This window comes from Shewanella sp. SG41-3 (assembly GCF_014164545.1).
In the GTDB taxonomy this organism is placed as follows: domain Bacteria; phylum Pseudomonadota; class Gammaproteobacteria; order Enterobacterales; family Shewanellaceae; genus Shewanella; species Shewanella vesiculosa.
On record NZ_JACJFJ010000012.1, the window covers coordinates 39,205 to 62,111 of the forward strand.

General features: G+C 40.5%; 22 protein-coding genes and 2 pseudogenes. 11 read left to right on the forward strand and 13 right to left on the reverse strand.

Annotated features, from left to right (window positions below; genetic code table 11):
* Nucleotides 1–359: 359 nt before the first annotated feature.
* From H5164_RS18390 to H5164_RS18405, 4 genes are all read right to left on the reverse strand, one after another.
* Nucleotides 360–1,367 carry a S9 family peptidase gene (locus tag H5164_RS18390; RefSeq protein ID WP_182757279.1) on the reverse strand — a complete coding sequence of 336 codons (1,008 nt, stop codon included), beginning with the start codon at nt 1,365–1,367 and terminating at the stop codon, nt 360–362.
* Nucleotides 1,368–1,623: 256 nt separating this feature from the next.
* Nucleotides 1,624–1,875: a hypothetical protein gene (locus H5164_RS18395; protein ID WP_182757280.1), complete on the reverse strand. Its 252-nt coding sequence runs from the start codon at nt 1,873–1,875 to the stop codon at nt 1,624–1,626.
* Between the two features lie 137 nt (nt 1,876–2,012).
* Entirely contained in the window at nt 2,013–2,948 is a 936-nt protein-coding gene (locus tag H5164_RS18400) for a hypothetical protein (protein WP_182757281.1), read from the reverse strand.
* 476 nt (nt 2,949–3,424) lie between these two features.
* Complete coding sequence (locus H5164_RS18405) at nt 3,425–3,733, reverse strand: hypothetical protein (protein ID WP_182757282.1); 309 nt, start codon at nt 3,731–3,733, stop codon at nt 3,425–3,427.
* A 241-nt stretch (nt 3,734–3,974) separates the two neighbouring features.
* Here H5164_RS18405 and H5164_RS18410 point away from each other — a divergent pair, with 241 nt between their 5' ends.
* Complete coding sequence (locus H5164_RS18410; protein WP_182698773.1) at nt 3,975–4,322, forward strand: hypothetical protein; 348 nt, start codon at nt 3,975–3,977, stop codon at nt 4,320–4,322.
* A 360-nt stretch (nt 4,323–4,682) separates the two neighbouring features.
* Here the strand turns inward: H5164_RS18410 and H5164_RS18415 are convergent.
* Nucleotides 4,683–4,907: pseudogene (locus tag H5164_RS18415) on the reverse strand (transposase domain-containing protein); the annotation flags it as partial.
* Between H5164_RS18415 and H5164_RS20215 the strand changes: the two are divergent.
* Together H5164_RS20215 and H5164_RS20110 are read left to right on the forward strand one after the other, a co-directional pair.
* A pseudogene (locus tag H5164_RS20215) lies at nt 4,908–5,342 on the forward strand (diguanylate cyclase); the annotation flags it as partial.
* Between the two features lie 184 nt (nt 5,343–5,526).
* Nucleotides 5,527–5,916: a transposase gene (locus tag H5164_RS20110; protein WP_259395692.1), complete on the forward strand. Its 390-nt coding sequence runs from the start codon at nt 5,527–5,529 to the stop codon at nt 5,914–5,916.
* A gap of 128 nt (nt 5,917–6,044) precedes the next feature.
* Here the strand turns inward: H5164_RS20110 and H5164_RS18430 are convergent, their stop codons facing one another.
* The 3 genes from H5164_RS18430 to H5164_RS20125 all read right to left on the reverse strand — a co-directional run bounded on the left by H5164_RS18430 (nt 6,045) and on the right by H5164_RS20125 (nt 8,983).
* Nucleotides 6,045–8,291, reverse strand: coding sequence for a S41 family peptidase (locus H5164_RS18430; protein WP_182757283.1), 2,247 nt, complete (start codon nt 8,289–8,291; stop codon nt 6,045–6,047).
* Between the two features lie 53 nt (nt 8,292–8,344).
* Nucleotides 8,345–8,644 carry an IS66 family insertion sequence element accessory protein TnpB gene (gene tnpB / locus H5164_RS20220; RefSeq protein ID WP_182757284.1) on the reverse strand — a complete coding sequence of 100 codons (300 nt, stop codon included), beginning with the start codon at nt 8,642–8,644 and terminating at the stop codon, nt 8,345–8,347.
* A 117-nt stretch (nt 8,645–8,761) separates the two neighbouring features.
* Nucleotides 8,762–8,983 carry a hypothetical protein gene (locus H5164_RS20125; RefSeq protein ID WP_259396868.1) on the reverse strand — a complete coding sequence of 74 codons (222 nt, stop codon included), beginning with the start codon at nt 8,981–8,983 and terminating at the stop codon, nt 8,762–8,764.
* Nucleotides 8,984–9,738: 755 nt separating this feature from the next.
* Between H5164_RS20125 and H5164_RS18445 the strand changes: the two genes are divergently transcribed.
* Nucleotides 9,739–10,485 (forward strand): HAD-IIA family hydrolase, encoded by a 747-nt coding sequence (locus H5164_RS18445; protein ID WP_182698777.1) that lies wholly within the window; start codon nt 9,739–9,741, stop codon nt 10,483–10,485.
* Nucleotides 10,486–10,752: 267 nt separating this feature from the next.
* Nucleotides 10,753–12,411: a M28 family metallopeptidase gene (locus H5164_RS18450; RefSeq protein ID WP_182757285.1), complete on the forward strand. Its 1,659-nt coding sequence runs from the start codon at nt 10,753–10,755 to the stop codon at nt 12,409–12,411.
* Nucleotides 12,412–12,548: 137 nt separating this feature from the next.
* Here the strand turns inward: H5164_RS18450 and H5164_RS18455 are convergent, their stop codons facing one another.
* Nucleotides 12,549–12,944 (reverse strand): ACT domain-containing protein, encoded by a 396-nt coding sequence (locus tag H5164_RS18455; protein ID WP_182757286.1) that lies wholly within the window; start codon nt 12,942–12,944, stop codon nt 12,549–12,551.
* Between the two features lie 529 nt (nt 12,945–13,473).
* On the opposite strand from H5164_RS18455, the gene asnB reads away from it, so the two are divergent.
* Together asnB and H5164_RS18465 are read left to right on the forward strand one after the other, a co-directional pair.
* Nucleotides 13,474–15,138 carry an asparagine synthase B gene (gene asnB / locus H5164_RS18460; RefSeq protein WP_182757287.1) on the forward strand — a complete coding sequence of 555 codons (1,665 nt, stop codon included), beginning with the start codon at nt 13,474–13,476 and terminating at the stop codon, nt 15,136–15,138.
* Between the two features lie 109 nt (nt 15,139–15,247).
* Nucleotides 15,248–15,766 carry a GNAT family N-acetyltransferase gene (locus tag H5164_RS18465; protein WP_182698781.1) on the forward strand — a complete coding sequence of 173 codons (519 nt, stop codon included), beginning with the start codon at nt 15,248–15,250 and terminating at the stop codon, nt 15,764–15,766.
* A gap of 41 nt (nt 15,767–15,807) precedes the next feature.
* Here the strand turns inward: H5164_RS18465 and H5164_RS18470 are convergent, their stop codons facing one another.
* The 4 genes from H5164_RS18470 to H5164_RS18485 form a co-directional block, all read right to left on the reverse strand.
* Nucleotides 15,808–16,020 (reverse strand): DUF1289 domain-containing protein, encoded by a 213-nt coding sequence (locus H5164_RS18470; protein WP_124016260.1) that lies wholly within the window; start codon nt 16,018–16,020, stop codon nt 15,808–15,810.
* Entirely contained in the window at nt 15,995–16,345 is a 351-nt protein-coding gene (locus tag H5164_RS18475; protein WP_182698782.1) for a VOC family protein, read from the reverse strand. Before H5164_RS18475 ends, H5164_RS18470 begins: the two co-directional genes overlap by 26 nt.
* Nucleotides 16,346–16,474: 129 nt before the next feature.
* Nucleotides 16,475–17,176, reverse strand: coding sequence for a DUF445 domain-containing protein (locus tag H5164_RS18480; RefSeq protein WP_182723849.1), 702 nt, complete (start codon nt 17,174–17,176; stop codon nt 16,475–16,477).
* Nucleotides 17,177–17,311: 135 nt separating this feature from the next.
* Entirely contained in the window at nt 17,312–17,707 is a 396-nt protein-coding gene (locus H5164_RS18485) for a GNAT family N-acetyltransferase (protein ID WP_182723848.1), read from the reverse strand.
* A gap of 312 nt (nt 17,708–18,019) precedes the next feature.
* Here H5164_RS18485 and H5164_RS18490 point away from each other — a divergent pair, with 312 nt between their 5' ends.
* The 4 genes from H5164_RS18490 to H5164_RS18505 all read left to right on the forward strand — a co-directional run bounded on the left by H5164_RS18490 (nt 18,020) and on the right by H5164_RS18505 (nt 22,898).
* Nucleotides 18,020–21,370, forward strand: a complete 3,351-nt coding sequence (locus H5164_RS18490) for a DUF748 domain-containing protein (RefSeq protein ID WP_182757288.1) — start codon at nt 18,020–18,022, stop codon at nt 21,368–21,370.
* 118 nt (nt 21,371–21,488) lie between these two features.
* Nucleotides 21,489–21,845, forward strand: a complete 357-nt coding sequence (locus tag H5164_RS18495; protein ID WP_124016024.1) for a glutathione S-transferase N-terminal domain-containing protein — start codon at nt 21,489–21,491, stop codon at nt 21,843–21,845.
* Nucleotides 21,846–22,031: 186 nt separating this feature from the next.
* The gene (locus H5164_RS18500; RefSeq protein ID WP_182742784.1) at nt 22,032–22,481 is read left to right on the forward strand and encodes a hypothetical protein; all 450 of its coding nucleotides are present in this window, start codon (nt 22,032–22,034) and stop codon (nt 22,479–22,481) included.
* Between the two features lie 216 nt (nt 22,482–22,697).
* The gene (locus tag H5164_RS18505; RefSeq protein WP_124016026.1) at nt 22,698–22,898 is read left to right on the forward strand and encodes a DUF2986 domain-containing protein; all 201 of its coding nucleotides are present in this window, start codon (nt 22,698–22,700) and stop codon (nt 22,896–22,898) included.
* Nucleotides 22,899–22,907 lie beyond the last annotated feature (9 nt).

The following is a 22,907-nucleotide window of genomic DNA, read 5'->3' on the forward strand; positions in this document are numbered from 1 at the left end:
CAATAACAAGTTATTAATAAAAAGACTATTTTGAATAGTCACTATGGTTATTAACAGATATTAAAAAGTTGAATTTAACATACTAGAAGCCGCTCAACTATTAGGCCGTTAATTGGTTACGGTTTGGTCAGCACGACTCACCAGCGGCTGACGATATGATTACTGTCTAAATCGTTTTTGGACAGAAGTGAGTTAGTTTATGGCTCTATCCTATGATTCTTTGATTTTGAAGTTAATAGGTTAAACAATGTTTTTCTTGGTTGGGTATATTTAGGCACTTTAGCCTTCCTCAGTGTTATGAGGAGGCGTCCACTAAACTGGGAAGAAGATTACTTTAACACCATATTGATCACGTGATTTTACAGGTTTTCTGTAAACCATTTGGTAATTTCGTTGTGGGCTTTTGCGGTGTTAGATGAAATGAAGTGATTGTCATCATAAATTACTAATTTATGCTCAATCTCAGTTTCTTTTAGTGCTGTTGCAAATGTTTTAGAGTGAGAAGCCGAGACTCGGACATCATTTTCGCCATGAATTAATAAAATTGGAACATTAGAAGGGAGTTTGTCCACCCAATTGATAACCGACCTTTCAGCGAGTTTTTTGTTTTCGTTTCCTTTGTAATCTGGAATTCGGTGTTCATACACTTTTTCCATTTCAGGTCTCATTGCTAAATCGGCATTTAGGTCAGCATTTAGTGCAATCGTTGCAACTGCTTTTATATTATTAAGTTGTTTTAGTGCAAGAAATGATTGCATGCCACCTCGACTAGCTCCAAGCATACCTATTTTACTTGTATCAGCTCCGTCAAACTCTGCAATCAAATTAACTAGTTCAACAACATCTTGGACATCAGTACCACCAAATTGATCTTGTTCACCTTTATCAGGTGAACCAAATGTGCCTCGATACTGGCTACCTACAATCACAAAACCCTTAATGGCTATAGGAAAAAGATTATTCATCATTGCACCAAATACAACGCCACCGTAATTACCATTCCCGCCCCTATTGTAAACTATTACAGGTAGGTCAGTAGTTGACTCTTTAGGTCTTATGACAAAACCAAGAACATCTGTCCCGTCGACATTGTATGTAAAATTAGTACATGAAAGGTTGTTGCTGTAGGTATTAAATTCATCCTTATCAAATTGCTTCTTGAAGCCATCCATTTTATTTTTTAATAACTCGGGAGTTTTAATCTTTCTAGAAAATTTTCTCTCCATGAAACTTATCCAATTATCATAACTGGTAAATGGTCCTGAGAAACAATCCCTCTCATTGTATATCTTGCCATTTTGCTCAACTTCGTTGGCGCTAAGGGTTGTGCCTATAATTGATAAAAATATCAATACTAAATATTTCATAAATTTCCTTATATCATGATTATATTATTAATTTATAGACTCTATCCAATTGCTGTATACCCAACTAATCCAAGTGTTAATTTTGTGTATGAGAATTAAACTTGGATTCCAGTTTTAAAGCTTTGCGGATACTGTGTTTAAGGGGGAGTAGTGCAGTAATCTCATCAATTGAATATTTTCTGGGTAATCGCAATACCATTTAATTACGGTGTGTAGTGGCAAATAAAATCCGGCCACTATATTTGTAATGGTCAAGTCACACTGCCCCCACTAAATTCCTATAAATTCCTCTATCAAACTTTCTTTCAGCACCAGCCCCATAGAGGGACAAGTTAACTCTTTTGTTACCCAGATTGAAGTGTGATTCAACAATAAGTTCCCAATTAGCCTCTAACCAATCATCTTTTAAATCAGTATCTTCTGAATTTAGAAATGCTCTGTACCTGCTAGCAGTTAAAAACTTTTGATATTTTTGCATTAGAAATCCAATATCATTTTTATTGTTCATAAGGAATTTCCTCGTCCTGTAATGGTCAAGTGTTTCTGGATAGATTTAAACGGGGTTTAAACAACATTATGATAGAGAGCATTATAAAAGTTTGTATAGATAAGAGGGCCAAAGATAGACATTGGCCCTGAATGGTATTATTTGCAAGCGTATATAAAGTAGGATCTACCGTCGATTACTATTGTCTCTTTAACGTATAAGCGACAACCTCTAGAGACGCCGGCAGTCGAACCGTACACTAGCGTACTTGAATACCGTTCGAATTTTTCTTTAATATTACCTGACCCACCTAATGAAAAACCGCCACCTAACACCTGGCTTGCAGTCATAGGGATATCATTATTATTGGCATCTTTACCAGATACAGGGACAAAGCCTAGCTCCAATGCATTAATGCCAACTTGAACAACACCGTTAGGTTGCTCGCCAAGATCATCTGAGTAAAGCTTAACATCTATAAAGACACCTAAGTCCAGTATTTTTGGGATGCTAATTGTGTTTAACACATTGTTTGCAGTAGCTTGCAATATGCCTGAATTTGTTTGAATGTGGCGGTCAAACACCGTATTTCTTATAGAACTAAAAGTTAAAAAATCATAAGGATCACCTTTAGTTTTAATTTCACCAACATAAAGGCGGCTTTCATTGGCCTTATCTTCCGATGAGTATTGGATACTAACTTTTTGTGGCGCAGCATAAACATAATTAGGGTACAGTTTCTTATTAATTTCCTCAGCCTGCTTTACTGTTTCGACTAAAAGCCCTCTATATTCAAATAGGGAAGCGACGCTTGCTCTTTCTCCACTACTGAGGCTGCTTTCATATGCATATCTGATTGGTTCTCCACGATCATCTTCGTCGTTGACAACGGTGAACTTCCTAGAATATTTATGAACAAAATCCACAACAACCACATGCCTTGTGCCAAATTTTACTTGTGCAAAAGTTGCTTTTTGCTCCATTTCGGAGTGACTACAACCATTACAGACTTCAGTTTTAGTGATTGCCAGACTTTGAGAGGAGAAAGACAAGAGGCCGCACAGCAAAAGTGTGCTATACAAAACTTTTTTCATTTCGGATAACTCCATTCCATGTTATTACAACAATTAAAGCTCTCTTCATGATAGCTAACTGAAATTGTGTGAAATTTGATGCAGTTGTTCAAGCTTTGTTGAGGTGTGCAAGGGGGTGTAGATAGACTGTTAGGTTATCTAAATATACTACGATAAAACAAAAGCTTATCTGTTAACTCAGACGCATGAGCTCATTAATTTTTAACGTTTTACTTAGCTATCAAAGTTACGTTGAAAGTTATACTTTTGACAAGGTGAAAAAAGAATATTTAGAAAAACGTACAGAGTATATATCAAAAATTCATTCAGTATTCGACACGATGGCAACCAATCTACTCTCTTTGCCTGCGGGAATCTGGTTTGCCACAACTCAGATAAACATAATGGAAATGAATGCTCTTAACGACATCGTATTTTACAAAAACTTGGTTGTTTTCATCACCATTATATTACTCTGCGCTTTATTAATATTAAACTTAGGTTTGCAATTTTTGTGGATCTATCCCTACTAGCGTTAACAACGCTTCTATTATGCAAAGCATTCTCTTAGTTTGTAAAAAATCCCAAATAACCAAGCTCGGATAGTAGTTATATAGCTCATCAAGCTTTCCATTCATCTCTTTCTGAGTAGCTTTAATGTCGTCAATATGAGAGTGCAATGTACCGATTTGGCTCTTAACCACAGCCATTTCACTCCGCCCCTCTTTCACCTTCTTGATAACAATGTATTGACGTTTCCATCTATCACCAACCGCTTGTTGTGTTGAGTACTTTTTGGGATGCATCTCTGTGTCACTAACCTTGCTTTCCGTCGTACTATTCTTGATTTAGCTAGATAATAAATAACAGCAAAAATAGCCGTTAATACTGATACTAGTATTATTTGATTATTCATAAATCACCTAACACGTCGATCGATTAAACATGCCACTCATTTTACAATAGGCTAGTTATCTGTTTTATAAACTTGTAAGATCGGCTATTCAAGGTACTTGTTGAACTTGAGACACTTAAAGGGATTTTAGCGTGAAAAAAATCAATATGGAGAAAATAGGGGTGTTACTTAGCCCTATGATTTCAACTTTTATAGCCACTGTTTTAACCTACGGATTAGTGCCTAACATTTACATTTATTTAGAAGATCATTACGTGGCCTTGATTAATCCAGGTGCACTAATTTCAGCGGGGGTTCATACCGCGGTGTTCATTCCTTTGTTCTATATCACCGATCCTATTATCAATATGCTATTCGGTAATAAATATGCGGAGTCAAAGGGCTCAAATAACAGCTCTGACAAAAATATAGCTCCGCTTACTCATGATGACTACACTATTGCATCTATTATTAGTCGTTTAAAAAAAGAGCATGAATAGCTAATTTAAGCATGTTACTCATTTTATTATAAATTAACATAACTGCTTTTAGCATTGATTGCGTTAGTCCTCTGCACTCTTTAAATCTATAAATTGGATGCAAATTATCAAAGAACTGAGCTCCATATGAAAAAATGATGAGCAATACGCTAGATTTAAAGCATCATTCGCTGCTTGATTGATATTAAGATGGAGCCAACTGTCTTGGCCATGTTCACTTATTAAGTACCAACAAACATTAAAAAAACAGATAACACCCGTTATTAGTTTTCCCTTTTGCTGTAATCAACATTCTTCTTACTCAATTTAGATGATATAGGAATTGGCTTTTTTGCAGTTGTTTTGTAAGCGTCTGGGCAACTACACGTACTTTTTAAAATTCCATGGTAACAGGCTGTCGATATTCGGTGCTGGTTGGTACAGTTCATTAAGGCAAGCCATTATGTAATCAAATGGGATTAAACCATTTACCTATGCGGTTTCGGCAATGCTGTAAAGTGTGGCGCTGGCATGTGCACCGTTAGCCGTTTGACTAAATAACCAATTCTTTCGGCCTATCACAAACGGTTTCACCGCCCGCTCTGCACTGACATCCCGCGTCTACCGGTATGTTGTCACCTGAGCAGAGTCAAAACAGAGCTCTATTTTAGTCAGAGTATTGCGTAAAAATAGAAGCAAAAATCAAGAAGCCTGGTTATACACCTTCGCCGCACCGAAGCTTGTCGAGTTTGCAAACCGCATAGCTGAAGAGATACCTGACATTCCAGTGATATTTAGGCAATCTATAGACGCTGACGTTACACAAGACCTTGTTAAGCCCCTTTCTTTGCTATCGAAAGACATTCCACCAACTACAATAAGTGAACTTAAATTAGGAAGCACCTACTTCGATGAGCAAATTCCATCACATCTGACAGAGTTGGTATCGATAGAACGCTCACGCCCTACGGCAACACTGTCATTTGAGTTACTCGGTGGTTTCAGGGAAAAGTAGTTTCAACTTTTAGTTCACCGTTTTGAATTCACGTATCAAAGTATGGTGATACCCTTTAATCTAATTCTTTGTCCTAAGTTTTATCAAAGATATAAAACTGTGAAGTGACTGAATCGCCACTGATTTCCTAGGCTCCTTTTAGTTAGATATGGACGGCCCCGAGTCTTATGGACAAATTTCACCTAAGCTTTTTGCATAGGAGATATGTTTATGAGCGGACAACGATATACCCCAGAATTTAAAGAAGAAGCCGTTAAGCAAGTTACTGTTGCCGGTCATTCCGTTGCTGACGTTGCTCAGCGTTTAGGGACTACCACTCATAGTCTTTATGCTTGGATTAAACGCTACGGCCCCGACAAGGTGAATGAGTTGAAGAAGCTCCCACGCAAGAACAAGCTGACCATCCGTTACGAATACCTGAAGGCCTGTATCCAAGCCAAGGTTGAACATCCATTTTGGATAGTTAAATGTCAGTTTGGTTTCGTCAAAGCCAGGTACAAGGAACTGGCTAAAAACGACAGTCAGCTGATGATGTTATTCAACTTGGCGAACCTAGTGGGAGTCGACCAATTAATAAGCGCACAGGCGAGATCTACCTAAAATGGGAAAATCGACCTAAAACAGGTCCAAAATCAGCCTCATAGAGACGATTTTTAGCTGAAAATAGGAAAATAGAGCCACAGGACGTCGATGATGATGGCCTTGGGGCTCATGTAGGGAGAATCTGACTACTTAATCGCAGCTTCCCTAGTTCTAATTACCTCAATAGCCTTTTCCACTAACTCATCCCTACCTTCTTTCACTCCTTCTATGGTTTGCTTCACCTCTAAATCAGGAATAATACCTACTCTTTGAGTTTCTCCACCGTCAGGATAATAAACTCCAAGACCGGAAAAAGTCGTCCTTAATAGACCCGGCAGAGCAAAGCTCACAATGTTGCCATCTGCACCTGACGTTTTACTCCCTATTATCGCAGTGTCTCTACCCGCCCTAAATGCCATCGCAGTAAACTCAGCTTGACTTTGCGTGTTTTCATTCACTAAGACAACTAGCTTTCCTTTAAAAGTCACTTCCGACGGTTTAAGAACCGCTACATTACCAACGCCAAACTCACCCGGGTTATTTATGTTTGGATAAGTGAATTTCGCGAATGCTCTTTTATCTTCCACGAAAAATGAACCCAAACTATACATTGATGGAGTGTTAGGATAATTTCGAATATCAATTATAATGCCTGCCGCATCCTTGAATTGATTTTTTATAGAATCCACATCCTTTTTTTCAATGGTGGCCAACGTAACGTAACCAATATCCCCATCGATAGTTTTATAGCTTTTTTCACCCTTAGGTTTGCGATACAACTGGAAAACGTGCAACTCTTCCTTTTTGAATAATTTTAGCGACGTATTACCCATTAACTTGTCGCGCCTAAAGCTTATATCTATTTTAGCCTTATTCGACCTCAACAAATCAGGAGCAATATCTCTTAGCCTTGAAGCTTCATTTGATGCAGGGTAATAACGCAGCTTATCCCTAACCAACTCTTCCACGGCGACACCATCGATCTCTGTAATAACATCGCCTATAGACAGGCCGCTCAGGCGGGACATATCGCTGATATCACGCTTGTTTTCCGTGTAAAAATCCACCACAACAAGCTCACCCTCAACAAACCTTGTGAAAACTGGTGGGTAAAATTCACCTCGCATTTTTTCAACTTCACCGCGACCAGCCCATAAATTAGCATGCGTATCCTTAAGCTCACCCATTAAAGATAGCGCCACTTTTTCATAATCTAACCGATTTTTTGCCCCTAGAAACAATGGAATATATTCAGCGAGAACACTACTCCACTCCTTATCAGTCAAATGCTTATACGGAAAAAAATATTGAACCAAGTTCCAGTACCGGTATAAAGCTAATAATCTAAACCCATCATCTGGATACGGCATATTAGAATAAGCTTTTTCATTTGAAAAAATGACCCTCCGCCTACTGTTTGTGGTTACATAAAAGCTCGCGCCTTGTCTCCGCCCCTCATAAACCGAGTTCAATTTTTTGATTAGTTCTTTTGATAGACCGAATTCATAAAACCATCTATGATCTGGCTTCAGAACAGACTTCTGATTTGTCACCTTACAATCAATACACGGAGTCACCTTACCTAACCGATCGATCCAACCTACCAGACTCTTGTCTCTCTCCTGAACATCCATAACTGAAAGATAATCTGGAAGAAACCTAAACAATTCATAATCCAAATTATAATCTCCCCCTCCCACATTTGGATGGTGATATTTCAGAAACCCCCACACCCTCCCTAAAAGGTCTAAGTTTATTAGTGTTGCCTCATCCACCCCAGACAAAACCAACATTGAACCAGAATCAAATTCGTCATCCTTATATGCGCGAGGAGTCTCACGTAGTTGAGAACTTGTTAATGGTTTATCGTCTATCAGTATCTGAAGATCATCGAACCAAACTTTCCCATTACCCGATAACACACCACCAACTGTAATCGCAGAGGCATTTTTGAGTTCAACATCCAAACTAATCTCAAAATCCCTCCAATCATTGTCACCGAATAATTTCTGCTCTCGCATATTACTCGAGGCTTGATCAGGGTGAACATTAAGCATCAACCCCACCCATCCATCAGTAATACCCTCAGTTTTCACAGCCCCCCTCAACTTAATGTTTTGCCCCTTCGCTTGGAGCGCCAACCAATAACCAAAGGAGCCAGCGTTAGGTTTACTTCCTTTAAACTCAACCGAAACTGATCGCTGCCCACGTTGAAAAACCTTATCATCAACCGAAAAGCTATACCCAGCCTCCCCTCCAGATACCCTCCACCCACTACTGGGGAACTTATCGTAGGTTTCGAAATCTAGGTCAGGTAAACGAGGCTTAGCCATCCCTCCGAAAGCCGCTAACAAAGAAAGCAGCAAAACCATGATACGTATATTTTTTTCCATTTTATTAACTTCCTGAATCCTTTACTTCTTCGTAAGCGTCTGGGCAACTACACCTACTTTTTAAAATTCCATGGTAACAGGCTGTCGATATCCGGTGCTGGTTGGCACAGTTCATTAAGGCAAGCCATGATGTAATCAAATGAGATTAAACCATTTACCTTTGCGGTTTCGACAATGCTGTAAAGCAGTTTGAGCTTATCACGGCCTTTATTACAAAAGACAAATAGCGCGCCACTGAGCACAGGCAGTTCAAGCTCTGCTACCACCAACGCTGCCAATCCATTAATGGATTTACGAAAATCGACCATATCGGCACATAAATAAACGGTGGGTACATCAACAAACATCTTCATGCAATCAGCCCTTTAATGATGGCAACGATATCGGTCGTTGCTAGATCGGCAGGAAATGTGAGTTGGCCCGTACGCGTATCAAACTGTAAGGGATGTTGATGAGTTTGCGAGCTGCCTTCAGTGGTGGTTTTTTATCTGAATAAAGCGTGATGATGTAGCGCAGAAGCCTGGCTTTAATAAGGTTGGGCTTTGCTGGTTCTCAGCCTGTAAAGCACGCTGTTTATAGTAAGTGGTAATAGCGACTTTATGGTGTTGGCAGAATTCAATATTAGTGCCTTTGAAATTGCTGCGTTGCTGAAGTAGTTCAAGCCACTGTGTACTTGTCCTGTAAGTTTTCATCACCTGCTCCGAATTTAATCATTGAGCAGGTATTTTCAGATAGTCAGATTAACTATGCGAGGTGTGGTTCGCTAGACGGATACGTTGTTTTTTATACAACCTTTCGGCTAATTACCTGTTTGATTATACCTTTTAAGGTCAGTTTATGGTTTTTATCTTTATCTTTGCTCGGTAATTGCCTCCCTGATATACCTTGCTGACTCACTTTGAGAAAACGATTTAGTTATCTTGACTATGAAATGTTCAGCATCAACTCTGAACTTGAGGCCGTTGAAGAAAATGACGAGAACTGGCCATGGACGGCCAGCTAGCTTTCGCGTTACAGAATGTACTATCGGAAGCGTTATCATTTTCACTATTTATTACAAGATGGACCGAGGCAGGATTCAAACGAAGTAAAAAACTGGATCAATCCCCATGACGACCTTTTCGCATCTAATATTTAAGTAATTGAGAAATGTTGCGGGGCGGCTGGGCTAATTCTTTTATAAACAGTAAAGAGATAACAGCCGTTGGTTTCCTTTTGCTCTGGTTTGAGTGAAAATCACTATGTTAGTGGTCGCAGACCATATCCATCAACAGCTAGCCGAGTGTGTAACAAAAAGCCTAATCCCCTCCTATACGATAATCTATTCCCCTACTCACAACACAGTAAATCAATCACCAAACAGGTACTTTTTGTATTTAATCGTTGTTTTCTTAATTGAATTAGCATTAGATGTAAGCAGGTTGTATTTGAAGGAAGAAATGACTGAATGAAAAATATTATTTGCGATATTGATGGTGTGTTACTGCACGACAACAAGCTAATTCCTGGAAGCGACAAGTTTATTCATCGCGTACTTGAACAAGGCAATCCGCTGGTTATTCTCACTAATTATCCCGTTCAAACGGGTAAAGACTTACAAAACCGACTTGGCGCTGCAGGTATTAATGTACCAGAAACCTGTTTTTATACCTCAGCGATGGCCACGGCCGACTTTTTGAAACACCAAAATGGCAGCAAAGCCTATGTGATCGGTGAAGGTGCGCTGACCCATGAGTTGTATAATGCAGGTTTCACTATAACCGATATTAACCCAGACTTTGTCATAGTCGGTGAAACTCGCTCGTACAACTGGGACATGATCCATAAAGCATCGCGTTTTGTTGCTGGCGGTGCCCGCTTTATTGCCACTAATCCAGACACCCACGGCCCAGCATTTAGCCCTGCTTGTGGCGCCTTGTGTGCAGCCATTGAGCGTATTACAGGTAAAATGCCATTTTATGTGGGTAAACCTAGCTCGTGGATTATCCGCTCTGCGTTAAATCATATTCAGGGACACTCTGAAAACACTGTCATTATTGGCGACAATATGCGCACCGATATTTTAGCAGGCTTTCAAGCGGGTCTAGAAACCATTTTGGTTACCAGTGGTGTAAGCCAAATGAGTGATATTGATAAAGAACCTTTCAGACCAAATCATGTGTTTGCATGTGCTGGTGATATTGATATCGTTTAGTGACAATTGATTTATAAGATTGCGTCTCACATGTCTAAGCATATGTTTAATGACAAGAAGCCTACATCTCTCATCACTAATCTATGCGACTTATCACGAGAAACTTTTGATCCAGTCCAATAAGATCAATTAGTTAATAAGCTGACTTGCTGTCATCACAATTTACATTAGGTAACATATTTCCAAGCCAGTGACCTTGTTTTCAAGCACTGGCTTGGCTCATTATGCATGTCTGAAATAAAACTAAAAATAATAACAGGACATAGCATGAAACGATTGTTTCCTTTTTGCGCCATTGCCTTACTAACAGCATGTAACAGTGAAGATGTTAAACACGCTTCGACTGAGCAAGTCAGCGCAACCCAAACCGCTGCTGTTACCTTCGATGAACAACGCTTTAGAACGGATATCGAAACATTATCCTCTGATAAATTTGAAGGCCGTGCTCCCACAACTCAAGGCGAAAAACTGACCCTAGAGTATTTATCTGCAGCTTTCACCCAAATGGGCCTTAAAGGCGCTTATAAAGGCAGTTTTCTGCAACCTGTGCCTATGGTGAGTTATACCGCCAGCGAAAAACAGCAGGTTAATTTAGCAGGTATTAAGATGCAATATCGTCAGGATATTGTGCTTAGCAGTCGTCACAATAACCAGCAAGTGAGCATTAAAGATGCGCCATTGGTGTTTGTTGGTTACGGTATTAATGCGCCTGAATATGGCTGGAATGATTACCAAGATCTCGATATGAAAGGCAAAATCGCCATCATTTTGGTCAATGACCCTGGTTTTGCACATCCTGAAGGGGCCAAGTTTAATGGTAAAGCGATGACTTACTATGGCCGTTGGAGTTATAAGTTTGAAGAAGCCAGTCGCCAAGGTGCATTAGGCGCAATCATTATCCATGAAACTGAACCGGCCTCTTACCCTTGGTCGGTTGTCGAAAATAGCTGGACCGGTCCACAACAAGATCTAGTATTGAGCCAGGCGGAGCAAGATCAGCGCATTCAAGTTGAAGGTTGGCTAACCTTAGACAGCGCAACAGCCTTATTTGACAAAGCAGGCCTGTCGTTAACCTCGTTAATGGATCGTGCGGCCAACAGTTCACTTAATGTCGATTTAGCTCAAACAGCTAGTATTGAATTTGCTAATAAAGCGGAGTTCGCCGACAGTTATAATGTGGTTGCTACCTTACCTGGCACCACTCAAACCGATGAACAGATTTTATTCACCGCTCACTGGGATCACCTAGGTAAAGATGACACCAAAGACGGTGACCAAATTTACAACGGTGCATTAGATAACGCTTCCGGTACTGCAGGTATTTTAGAAATCGCCCGCCAATTTGCCCAGCGCGCCAAACAAGGTCAAGGCTTAGCCCGCTCATTAACCTTTATTGCCACTACTGGTGAAGAACAAGGCTTATTAGGCTCACGCTACTATGCGGCCAACCCGATTTATCCTATTGATAAAACGGTGGCAGTATTTAATCTCGACAGCACAAATGTTTACGGCAAAACCAAAGATTACACTATCGTCGGTAAAGGCCAGTCAGAATTAGAAAACTATTTAGACAGCGCCGTTGCTAAACAAAATCGCATCAGCCAAGGCGAACTTAACCCTGCATCAGGCGGTTTTTTCCGTTCAGACCACTTCAGTTTTGCCAAGTTAGGTGTACCTGCCGTGTTTGCCGGAGGAGGAAATGATCCCCTTGATGATGCAACGGCACAATACAAAGCGTCAATGATGGTGAAAATGAAAGGCTGTTACCACAACGTGTGTGATTATTATCACCCTGAATGGGATTTATCCGGTGCGTTACAAGATTTAGGTGTGTATTACCAAGCTGCAGCTGAATTAGCCAATAACCAAGATTGGCCAGGATACTTTGCAGCTTCTGAATTTAATCAGTTACGCCCAGCAGATTAAGCCTATAACCCCAGTTCCTTCCCCCCAAAGGATTAGCCCATCATCTATTTGATGGGCTTTTTTATGCTGGTTTTTATGATGATTCTTATTTTGTTATTAACCTACTTAAAACAAAGGTCATCAATCAGATAAAAGCCCTAAACAGCAAACTCATTTAATGCCTCAATAGCTAAAGCGGCCTTTTCTGTTTGCACAAAAATATGGTCGTGATAGTAGGCCGCAATCACGTTAGCACTAATGCCCTTTTCTGAGAGTTTATGGGCTACCGCTGCCGTTAATCCAACGGCATCAAGACTAGAGTGCACCGTTAAGGTAATACCTTTAAACACGGATTCAAATGCTAAGCCACCAGCAATAGCAGCCGCTTTGGTTAGCACTAAAGTCAACCCTTCCGTTTCACGAAACGTTGCCAGCGGCGATAAAGTTTGATAATCACCATATTGACCCGGTACCGAACAAAAAATGTATTCATCTGCTAATAATATCGGCGACATTGATGCCAGTAACTTAGCTAAATCTGTTTCACCAACCACGGTATTCTCCTCAAAACCATCACTCAACTTACGTTAACAACAAAACGTTCAAACGAATGCCATACTCATATATTCAGCTGTTAATCTTGTGTCGCTCAGCTTAGTCTTATTAGACACTGATATTGATCTGAATGATTACCATAAAGGCTCAATCTAGAGGGGTAATATAGATCATAAAACATCCTAAGCGGCGTTTTTACCAATAAAATTAAGCAACAGAAAGGACAACTTAGACCTTTATTGCACAAATAAACAGCAAGCGCACTAGCTTAGTGCAATAATCGTGTTTAGTGGTATTTGATTGTGAAATCTTAAAAAAAATAGCCACAATAGCCAATAAAATAAATATACATCAACAAAAAAGCATTTTTAATAAATATTTATCAATTAAAAAGATATTTTAAAGAGATAAAATCACTAAAATAGACATTTTTATGACGTTATCTTAAAAAACAAGCTTGGCAGTTAACGAAAATGCTGGCAGAGTAGGAACCAGATAAAGATTAGCCAACGCTGCTGGAGCCGTATTATGTGTTCAATATTTTCGATTTTAGACATCAAAACTGATGCAAGCCAACTGCGCCAAGTGGCGTTAGAAATGTCAAAACTACTGCGTCACCGTGGTCCAGATTGGTCTGGTGTGTATGCTGATGACCAAGCTATTTTAGCTCATGAACGTTTATCAATTGTTGACGTTGACCATGGAGCACAACCACTTATCAGTTTTGATGGCAACTTAGTGTTAGCCGTAAACGGTGAAATTTATAACCACAAGCAGTTAAAAGCACAGCTAGGTGAAAAATACCAATATAAAACCAACTCAGATTGCGAAGTGATCTTGTCACTTTACCAAGAATACGGTTGTGATTTTTTAGATAAACTTAACGGCATCTTTGCATTTGTACTGTATGACAAAGCCAAAGGCACTTACTTAATCGGTCGTGACCATATGGGAATTATCCCGCTTTATACCGGTCATGATGCGTCGGGTAACTTCTATGTTGCCTCAGAAATGAAAGCATTAATGCCTGTGTGTAAAACAGTTGCTGAGTTCTACCCTGGCCAATACTTATATTCTGCCGATGGTAAGCCAACACAGTATTATCAGCGTGATTGGCGTGATTTTGATGCGGTTAAAGACAACCCAGCCAGCATTGAAGAATTACGTGAAGCATTAGAAGCTGCAGTAAAACGCCAGTTAATGTCTGATGTACCTTATGGTGTATTACTCTCTGGTGGCTTAGATTCGTCAGTGATTTCTGCTATTACACAAACATATGCAAAGCACCGTATTGAAAACGACGGCGAAACCGGCGCATGGTGGCCACAACTGCATTCATTTGCTGTTGGGTTAGCCGAGTCTCCAGACTTAGTCGCGGCGCAAAAAGTGGCCGATGCCATTGGCACTATTCACCACCCTATTGTGTATACCTTCCAAGAAGGTCTAGATGCAATTAAAGAAGTGATTTACCATTTGGAAACATACGACGTCACCACCATTCGTGCGGCAACACCAATGTATCTAATGGCACGTAAAATTAAAGCCATGGGCATTAAAATGGTGTTATCTGGCGAAGGAGCTGACGAGTTATTTGGTGGTTACTTGTATTTCCATAAAGCGCCTAACGCTCAGGCATTTCATGAAGAATTAGTGCGAAAGCTAGATAAACTGCACTTATTTGATTGCTTGCGAGCCAACAAAGCCATGGCAGCATGGGGACTTGAAGCTCGGGTGCCTTTCTTAGATAAAGAGTTTATCGACGTTGCAATGCGCATCAATCCAGAAGCCAAAATGTCCAAAGATGGTCGTATCGAAAAGCATATTTTACGTCAGGCATTTGAGCACAAGTTGCCAAAGGAAGTGGTATGGCGTCAAAAAGAGCAGTTCAGTGATGGCGTTGGCTACTCTTGGATTGACGGATTAAAGGCACACGCGGCGGCAAACGTGGATGACGTACAATTTGCCAACGCAAAATTCCGTTTCCCATACAACACGCCAGAATCGAAAGAAGCCTATTTCTACCGCAGCTTCTTTGAAGAGTTTTTCCCATTAACCACCGCAGCTGAAACCGTGCCTGGTGGAAAAACAGTAGCATGTTCAACACCAGAAGCACTGTTATGGGATGCTAGCTTACAAGGCATTAACGACCCATCTGGTCGTGCGGTTAAAAACGTTCACGCTAGCGCGTATTAACCTTTAACCACACAAAAACACCACCCAATCGGGTGGTGTTTTTTTTTAGCACTATCTTGTAATATTGAACCTTACTCTATGAAGATAATAAAAAATAATAAGGCTTTGTATGACAGACATCAGTATTTTTAATCTTGAAATGACCGACCGCAGCCAATTGAAGCCTAAGCATGATGCCAACGGGTTAACCGTGGTTGAAGTACAAATAAAACAATATCAATTCAACCGTTTTCTGTATGAGTTTGTCGGTGCTGGATGGGAATGGACAGATAGACTACCGTGGACCAATAGCCAATGGCAGGCATATAGCGAAGCGGATAATTTACACTCGTTTGTGGCGTATAAAGATGGCGCACCCGCGGGATATTTTGAGCTGCAGCAACAAGATGAGGCTAATGTAGAGATTGTGTATTTTGGCTTAGGAGAACGCTTTATTGGTAAAGGGTTTGGCGGCTATTTATTGACCCAAGCAATTGAAAAAGCATGGGCATTACCCAATACTCGTAGAGTGTGGGTACACACTTGCACCTTAGATCACCCTAGTGCATTGCAAAACTATCAAGCTCGTGGATTTAGCCTGTTTAGAACCGACACTGAACCAAGAACCAATCAAATAACTGCAGACTGAGTCAACCCAATGAGTGAAGCACTGACTCAACACTAACTCAGCTAACGTTTTTTACCTGCATTAGCGCGTTGTTGTAATGTAGCAAGTAAGGCACTTTTTTGCTGATCGTTCATCGCATGCCAGGCTAAAATTTCATCGAGAGTACGATGGCAGCCTAAGCAGACATCCTGTTCATCTAAACAACATTGCCTCACACACGGTGAGGCAATGTTGTTATTGCTGTTATTTTTATTCTGACCAGACGCCATATTCATTGCCATTAATGTCAGTGAAATGAAACCGTCTACCGCCAGGAAAACTGAATATCGCTTTGGTTATCTGTCCACCGGACTGAATAATTTTAGCTTCTGTAGCCGATAAATCTTGGCTATAAATAACGATTAACGGGCTGCCCTTTGCCAAGGTAAATTGACTGTCAGCTTGATAAAAGCCACCGTCAATACCGACTCGTAAAAAACAGCTGTATTGCGGTCCATAATCTTGAAACTGCCAAGCAAACACCTGAGTAAAAAAGGCTTTAGTGGCAATAATGTCTTTCACAGGTATTTCTAAATAATTGATACTATGATGCTGACTCATGCTCACCTCTGTTATTGCACTTTTTAATTTAGTTCAGTCGCTTAGCACCAATTAACCTGTAGCGTCCATATAGAAGGATGGCTTAATCGGACTGGTCACTCTGCTAATGAAACAATGCGTGGTTTGATACTATTGTTGTAGCAATGCCGCTACGGCACCAATAATGCCACCAAATACACCGCCCCATACCACTAACCAACCTAAATGGGTTTTAATCATGTCTTGAATGATTTGTTTGACTAATTCTGGCGTAAGCTCATTTAAACGCTGGTCAACGATATTGGCCACTTTCGCCTGCATATCGGCGATAACATCCGGTTTTTCAAGCTCATTAACTAAAATTGCATTGAACTCTTCACTTTGGGCCAGTTCCACTAAAGACAGCTTCATTTTTTCAATGAATGGTTCTTTTAACGGAATTAACGCCTCGGTGCCACCAAACATGGCTAACATACCACCAAACGATGACTTTTCAATGGTCGACACCAATGCATCAAATGATGGCGCTAAATCAATTTTTTCAATCACAGGTGTTAAATCAATACTGCTAGCACTGCTGGTTGTCAAAAAGCGATCAATATTCTCTTGAGTAAAAAATTGCTTCATCATGAGATGTTTAATGCCCGCTTTAAACTCTTCAAATCGTGACGGAACCACGCCAGAGCCATACAATCCAGGGACTTTTTCAAACAACATGTGGATAGCTAACCAGTTTGTTAACGCGCCCGACAATGCAAATAAACCTATTGTCATCACAATGTGTTGCTGTAACACATACCCGACCACCATAAGAATGGCGGCAATAAGGTTGGTTAATACGCTCTTATTCAATCTCTTTTCCTTAACGTAGATGATGATTAATAAATAAAAAACCTGCGCTATTTTACCAGAAAATAACTGAGGTCTACATAATTCATCGTTCATGTCGTCAAAGACTTGAATACCCCACTGTTTAACTGATCAGCTTTACACCAAGCAACTATCCGATTCAGACTCGCCGAAGGCTTCGTCATCGTGACGGTTAATCAATAATACTCCCATGCTGTGTGCCAGTAATTGGGCCTTTGTATGCATTTGACTCACCACATTATGTTGCTGATAGTCTGGCAGGACAAATACATCTTCTAAATGCCATACGGGTGCCAGGCGCACTGAGGAGAATGATGGATATAATTGAATAAAGCCCACAATATTGTCATCTATGAGGGCAACAAAAATCATCGAATCGTTTTCGGCCAAGCGGTTTTTCAAAAATGAATGACACGCGGGATAGTCAGCGGATTGTTGTAATTGCTGCCGATATTGATCAAATAACAGGCTAAGCGGTTCTAAATCAATGCTCGAGGCAAGACGGATTTGCATTTATCATCCTTGAAAGTAGGGTTCAATATCACCTTAGATATCGCCATTATAATGTGAGTTAAATGATGAAATCACAACATCAAGGTTAACAACATTATATCGACACAAGTCATTAACAGGGCATTTGCGCTTAACATTCTTAAATGAGAAAAGCATAAAACCTATCAATTACATTAACTTAAATATAAATCTAACATCTATGTCCACAAATGTAAATTAATCCGTTTTACTCACAAAATAATCATTCGTTAAGATCGTTTTTTTGCTAAAATAAACCACTGTCGACACTGTTTCACATCAAGATTATCTCATATGACCTCGTATTTCTCTCAGATGCGCTCAGCGATTAATTCTCGCTTTCGTATACAAAAATTAGCTCTTTATGGATTAACTCTTTATCTATTAGGCTGTGCTGTTCTTGGTGGCGTCATTCCGTACATAGCCAAACAACAAGCACCCGCAATATTAGCCGAGCAGTTAGGCAGAAGCGTGACCTTGCAAGACGTTCGAATCAATCCATTTACCTTAGAACTCAACATCTCTGGCTTGGTGATTAATGAATTTAATAGCCAACAAACATTTGCGTCATTAGCTAATGTGTATGCCAATATCCAGTTATGGGAATCCATTACGTCTTGGTCATTGGTGATTGAAGATATCCGCTTAATGAAACCCACCATTAAGGTGGCGCGTTCGCAAGCAGCTGATCAGCAAGTGGTGTTTAACTTTAGCGATATTATGACCCGCCTGAGCCAAAATACTCAGCCAACGCCAACCAGTACTGAACCAAGTGTTATCCCCGCGATAAGCATTGCTAATATTCAGATCCAACAAGGCGAATTTACCCTAGACGACAACGTCACAGATACCCACATTAATTATCCAAATATCAATGTGTCATTAGCCCAATTCAATAGCCTAAGTAGCGCGTTAAACGACAAGCAAGAGCAAGTAAATCGTTATAATTTAAGCATAGAAGATCAATTTAAAGCTTCAGTGACACTTCAAGGACAATTCCAATTAGCGCCATTGGCCATTGAAGGCGATCTTAATGTTACAGGCATTGATTTATCGCGCTATTGGTCGGTTGTCGATCAACTGTTTGCCATGAATTTAGCGGAAGGTATGTTGAGCCTAAACGGCCAATACAAGGTGATATTACAAGATAAAAACTTAGCCCCAATCACTGATATAAAAGTCACCAAGGGGCAGATAACAATTGATCGTTTTAAAGCCTTGTATCAACAAGATGAGAAAATTGCGATTGATGTGTTAGCGTTAAAAAACATCAATCTTGATAGCCTTAAAAAACGCGTGAATATTGATGAGTTCCACACTGAAAATGGTAAAATCAAACTCAAGATCACCCCGACAGGCGCTGATCTCGTTGCGTTGTTGTTACCTAAAAATACTGAGCTGACGACTGAGGTTGATACCGTAAATAACACTCGCACAGATGACGCACCATCAGAAGCATTAAATAGCGATACCACAAAAGCGAGCACTTCAGAGCCAGCTGATCCTGTGACAGACAAGGCGGTTGCGGTAGTCAACAAGCTCACTACAGAGGTTGCCACTGAACAGACTACAGATGCTGACGATATTATGGTCAATAGCACTAGCCAACACACGCAAGCCTCTCTTGGCTCTGAAACAACAGCGTTATCTGCGTCTACAGCAGAAACGACCTCAGTAACCCCTCAATCGCAAACGGTATCTAAAGCAGTTGACGCTGACGCACCTTGGCTCGTGACGCTCAACAAAATCGCTATTGCAGAATATTTAGTCGATCTGGGTGAAGGTATTGCCAGTGATAACATTATCCTATGGCAAATTGGCCCAATAGATATCAGTACCGGTATAGTGAAATCTGATCTATCAACTCCAATTGATTATCAACTTTCAGCAGGCATCAATGCTCAGAGCTTATTAACCTCTGTTGGGCAAATTGATGCCGTCGCGCAAACTGTCGATGCGGACATCGATTTTAGCAACATGTTGTTATCACGCTTACAACCCTATATCGCCCCGTACATAAATATGACCATAGAAGACGGGATGTTTTCAACTAAGGGCCGTTTGCATGCCGATGCCAAGGACATGCTGACCTACTCAGGTAGCGCAAACATCAGCCAATTACACATTAACGATAATGTCTTAAAACAGCCTTTGCTGACATGGGAAACCATGGACATCAACCAATTAGCGTTTGATCGTCAACAAGCTAAAATTGATATCGATGAAATAAACTTCGATACCCTATTTAGTCGCCTGATTATTTCCGCTGACCGCACTACCAATATCAGTGCATTAATCAACACAACTGACTCTGCCCCCCCCCCTAAGCAAGTTGGCGTTGAACCCAGTAATGCCAGAGCGACACCCGCCGATGAAGCTGCTGTATTATCGGCTGGCAATGAGTCACCCGCCACAGCCAAGCCCGCACAAATGCAGCTTAATATTAATAAAATTGGTTTTAAGGACAGCTCAGCCTTCTTTGCAGATAACTCCTTAACACCTAATTTTGCTTCCGGCATTGAAATGCTTAACGGCCAAATTACCAACTTATCATCGAATCCTGAAACTACAGCATCCGTTGATTTAACGGGTAAAATAGACAAATATGCACCCGTAACCCTTAAAGGCGATGTTAATCCGTTACTCGCGCAGCCTTACCTCGACCTTAACTTAAACTTTGACAAAGTTGAACTGACCTCGGTTAACCCTTATTCAGGTACTTATGCAGGCTATTATATTGATAAAGGCCTGTTGTCATTAGACCTCAACTACCAACTTAAAAATAATGCCTTGGTCGGTAGTAATCACGTTGTGATTGATCAACTCAAGCTAGGTAAACCCAGTAATAGCAGCCTAGCCACCAGCCTACCGGTTACGCTAGCCGTTGCGTTGTTGCAAGATCGCAACGGCGTGATTGATTTGGGCGTTGATGTTTCTGGAGACATTGATTCTCCAAGCTTTAGCTTTGGTAGCATAATAATTAATGCGTTAGGCAATGTTATTACCAAGGTTGTCACCTCACCTTTTTCGTTTTTAGCAGGTCTTGTGGGTGATGATGAAGAAATGGATAAAATCAGTTTCGATTATGGACTAAGCACGATTACGCTTAAACAAAAAACCACATTAGACAAGCTGGCTAAAGCGTTAATTGACCGACCGCTACTTAATCTTAATATCAAAGGCAGTGTCGACTTAATTAACGACCAACAAGCGTTAGCTGAATCTCAACTGCATAAAAAGCTGGCTAAAACGGCGGGCATTAAATTCAAAGATTTCCCAAAAAGTTTATCTGCTAGCCAGTTTCCTGCAACAGGGCCGATAGCTGATGCACTCTACCAACTGGCGGAGCAAGAATTGTCACAACCACCACAGGACATCAAGCAAACGCTCAAACAGCAAACACCAGAAATCACAGAAGCCGAATTGATCACTCGCTGGCATATAGGCTTGTACAATATGCTTAAAAACCAACAGCAATCTACTCGTGATGACTTAGGCGAATTAGCACAACAGCGTGCGAAGGCCGTAAAAGCCTATTTAATCGATCAAGCCGGTATTGATGCGGGTAAAGTATTTGTACTTGAGAGCCGTATCAACACAGCTGAAGATGCCGCTGAAGCATCGCTTGAACTACAAGTAAAATAACCTGTTGTTAGCTGTTAACCGCTATCGACATCGGGTAGACTGCGCATACATTGCAAACGAGTCATAACAAGCGTTTGCAATCATGTCATATTATTAATAGCTAAGATTGAGGTTATCTATGTTTATCGTTCGCTGGATTTTAGGTCGAATTATTTTGTTGTTAAATTTTGTGTTTGCCCCTAAAAAGCGCCAACGTCCGCAAGAGCAACAAGCGACTGTCGATCAACAGACTCAATCACTGGCTTTGTATCAATACGCAGCCTGCCCTTTTTGCGTCAAAGTGCGTCGTGAAATGCGTCGTCAAAACCTAAGCATTAATTTAGTTGATGCTAAACAAGAGCAACACAAAAGCGTGTTAACTAGCCAAGGCGGCAAACTACAAGTGCCTTGTTTACGTATTGAGCAAGACGGTAAAACCCAATGGTTATATGAGTCTAAAGCCATTACGAGTTACCTTAACGAACGTTTCGCTTAAAGCGTTATCCGCTTAAATTAGCGACAACCTAGCGAATATGTAGCCACAGTGCATCACAACACTGTGGCGAATAAACGTCTGCGGATCTCTTTGCTACTCATGTTATTGGGCTATTAATCAATGGTGAATATGAGATTGGCAGCGTTTATGCCAAAATTTTTTAACCAAGAATTAATGAGGTTATGTGTGTCAAAATTCGGCTTAATCGTCTGCAGTATCATACTGCTAAGCGCGTGTAGCGCGAGCGAACCAGATCCAATGGATTTTGTTGGCCAATTTCGCGATGCATTTAGCACGGAAATTAAAGGCAACGGGATTAAGTTATTTGTCTATAAGGCAAAGTTGGCTACCGCACTTGATCGCAGTATACCCAGTGATCCGCCGCAAGACAGAATAATACGTCGCAGTACACAAGATGCACAAAGCTATCTCATTGAGCAACGTAATGCTGAAAACCGTCTCGAACTATGGAACCAACAAATCGATATTGGTGTCAGAAAAACCATCGAAATGAACGGTTATTGTCAGGCTGGCTTTATTGAATTAAGTCGTTATGTTGAAGCCGAACGCGGTGAAATTCGTGGCGAATGTAACGATGGCGCTACTGCTGAAGATATCAAAAAATTCGCTAATTAGTCGTTAATCCGGTGATGTTTTTAGTCTACTGAAAGTACTAATAATGCGACAGTTAGATAAAACACTATATCCAGCTAAGCAATTAAGTTAAAATTAGCCTCCAAATTTTCTCGTGATGGTGCCGTTGGCTCCAAGACCAGTGTCATCACGCTTTGATATGCTATTTATTGTCTACAAAGATATAAATAGTTTATCGTTTATAAAGTAAGAAATCAGATGAACAGAAAGCAAGAGATGATCAAAAAGTTGGCAAAACGAGCTAAGGCTCGTCAGAACAAAGTCGTGCCAGCGAATCCAAGTAATAAGCCAGTTGAGCGTTATATTTCTAAAGCTGAACGCGAAAAAATTGCGTTAGCTGAAGCGGCAGAACAAATTGCTGCCACAGAGACAAGTAACCCGGAAACTGACAAAGACTAACACCTATTA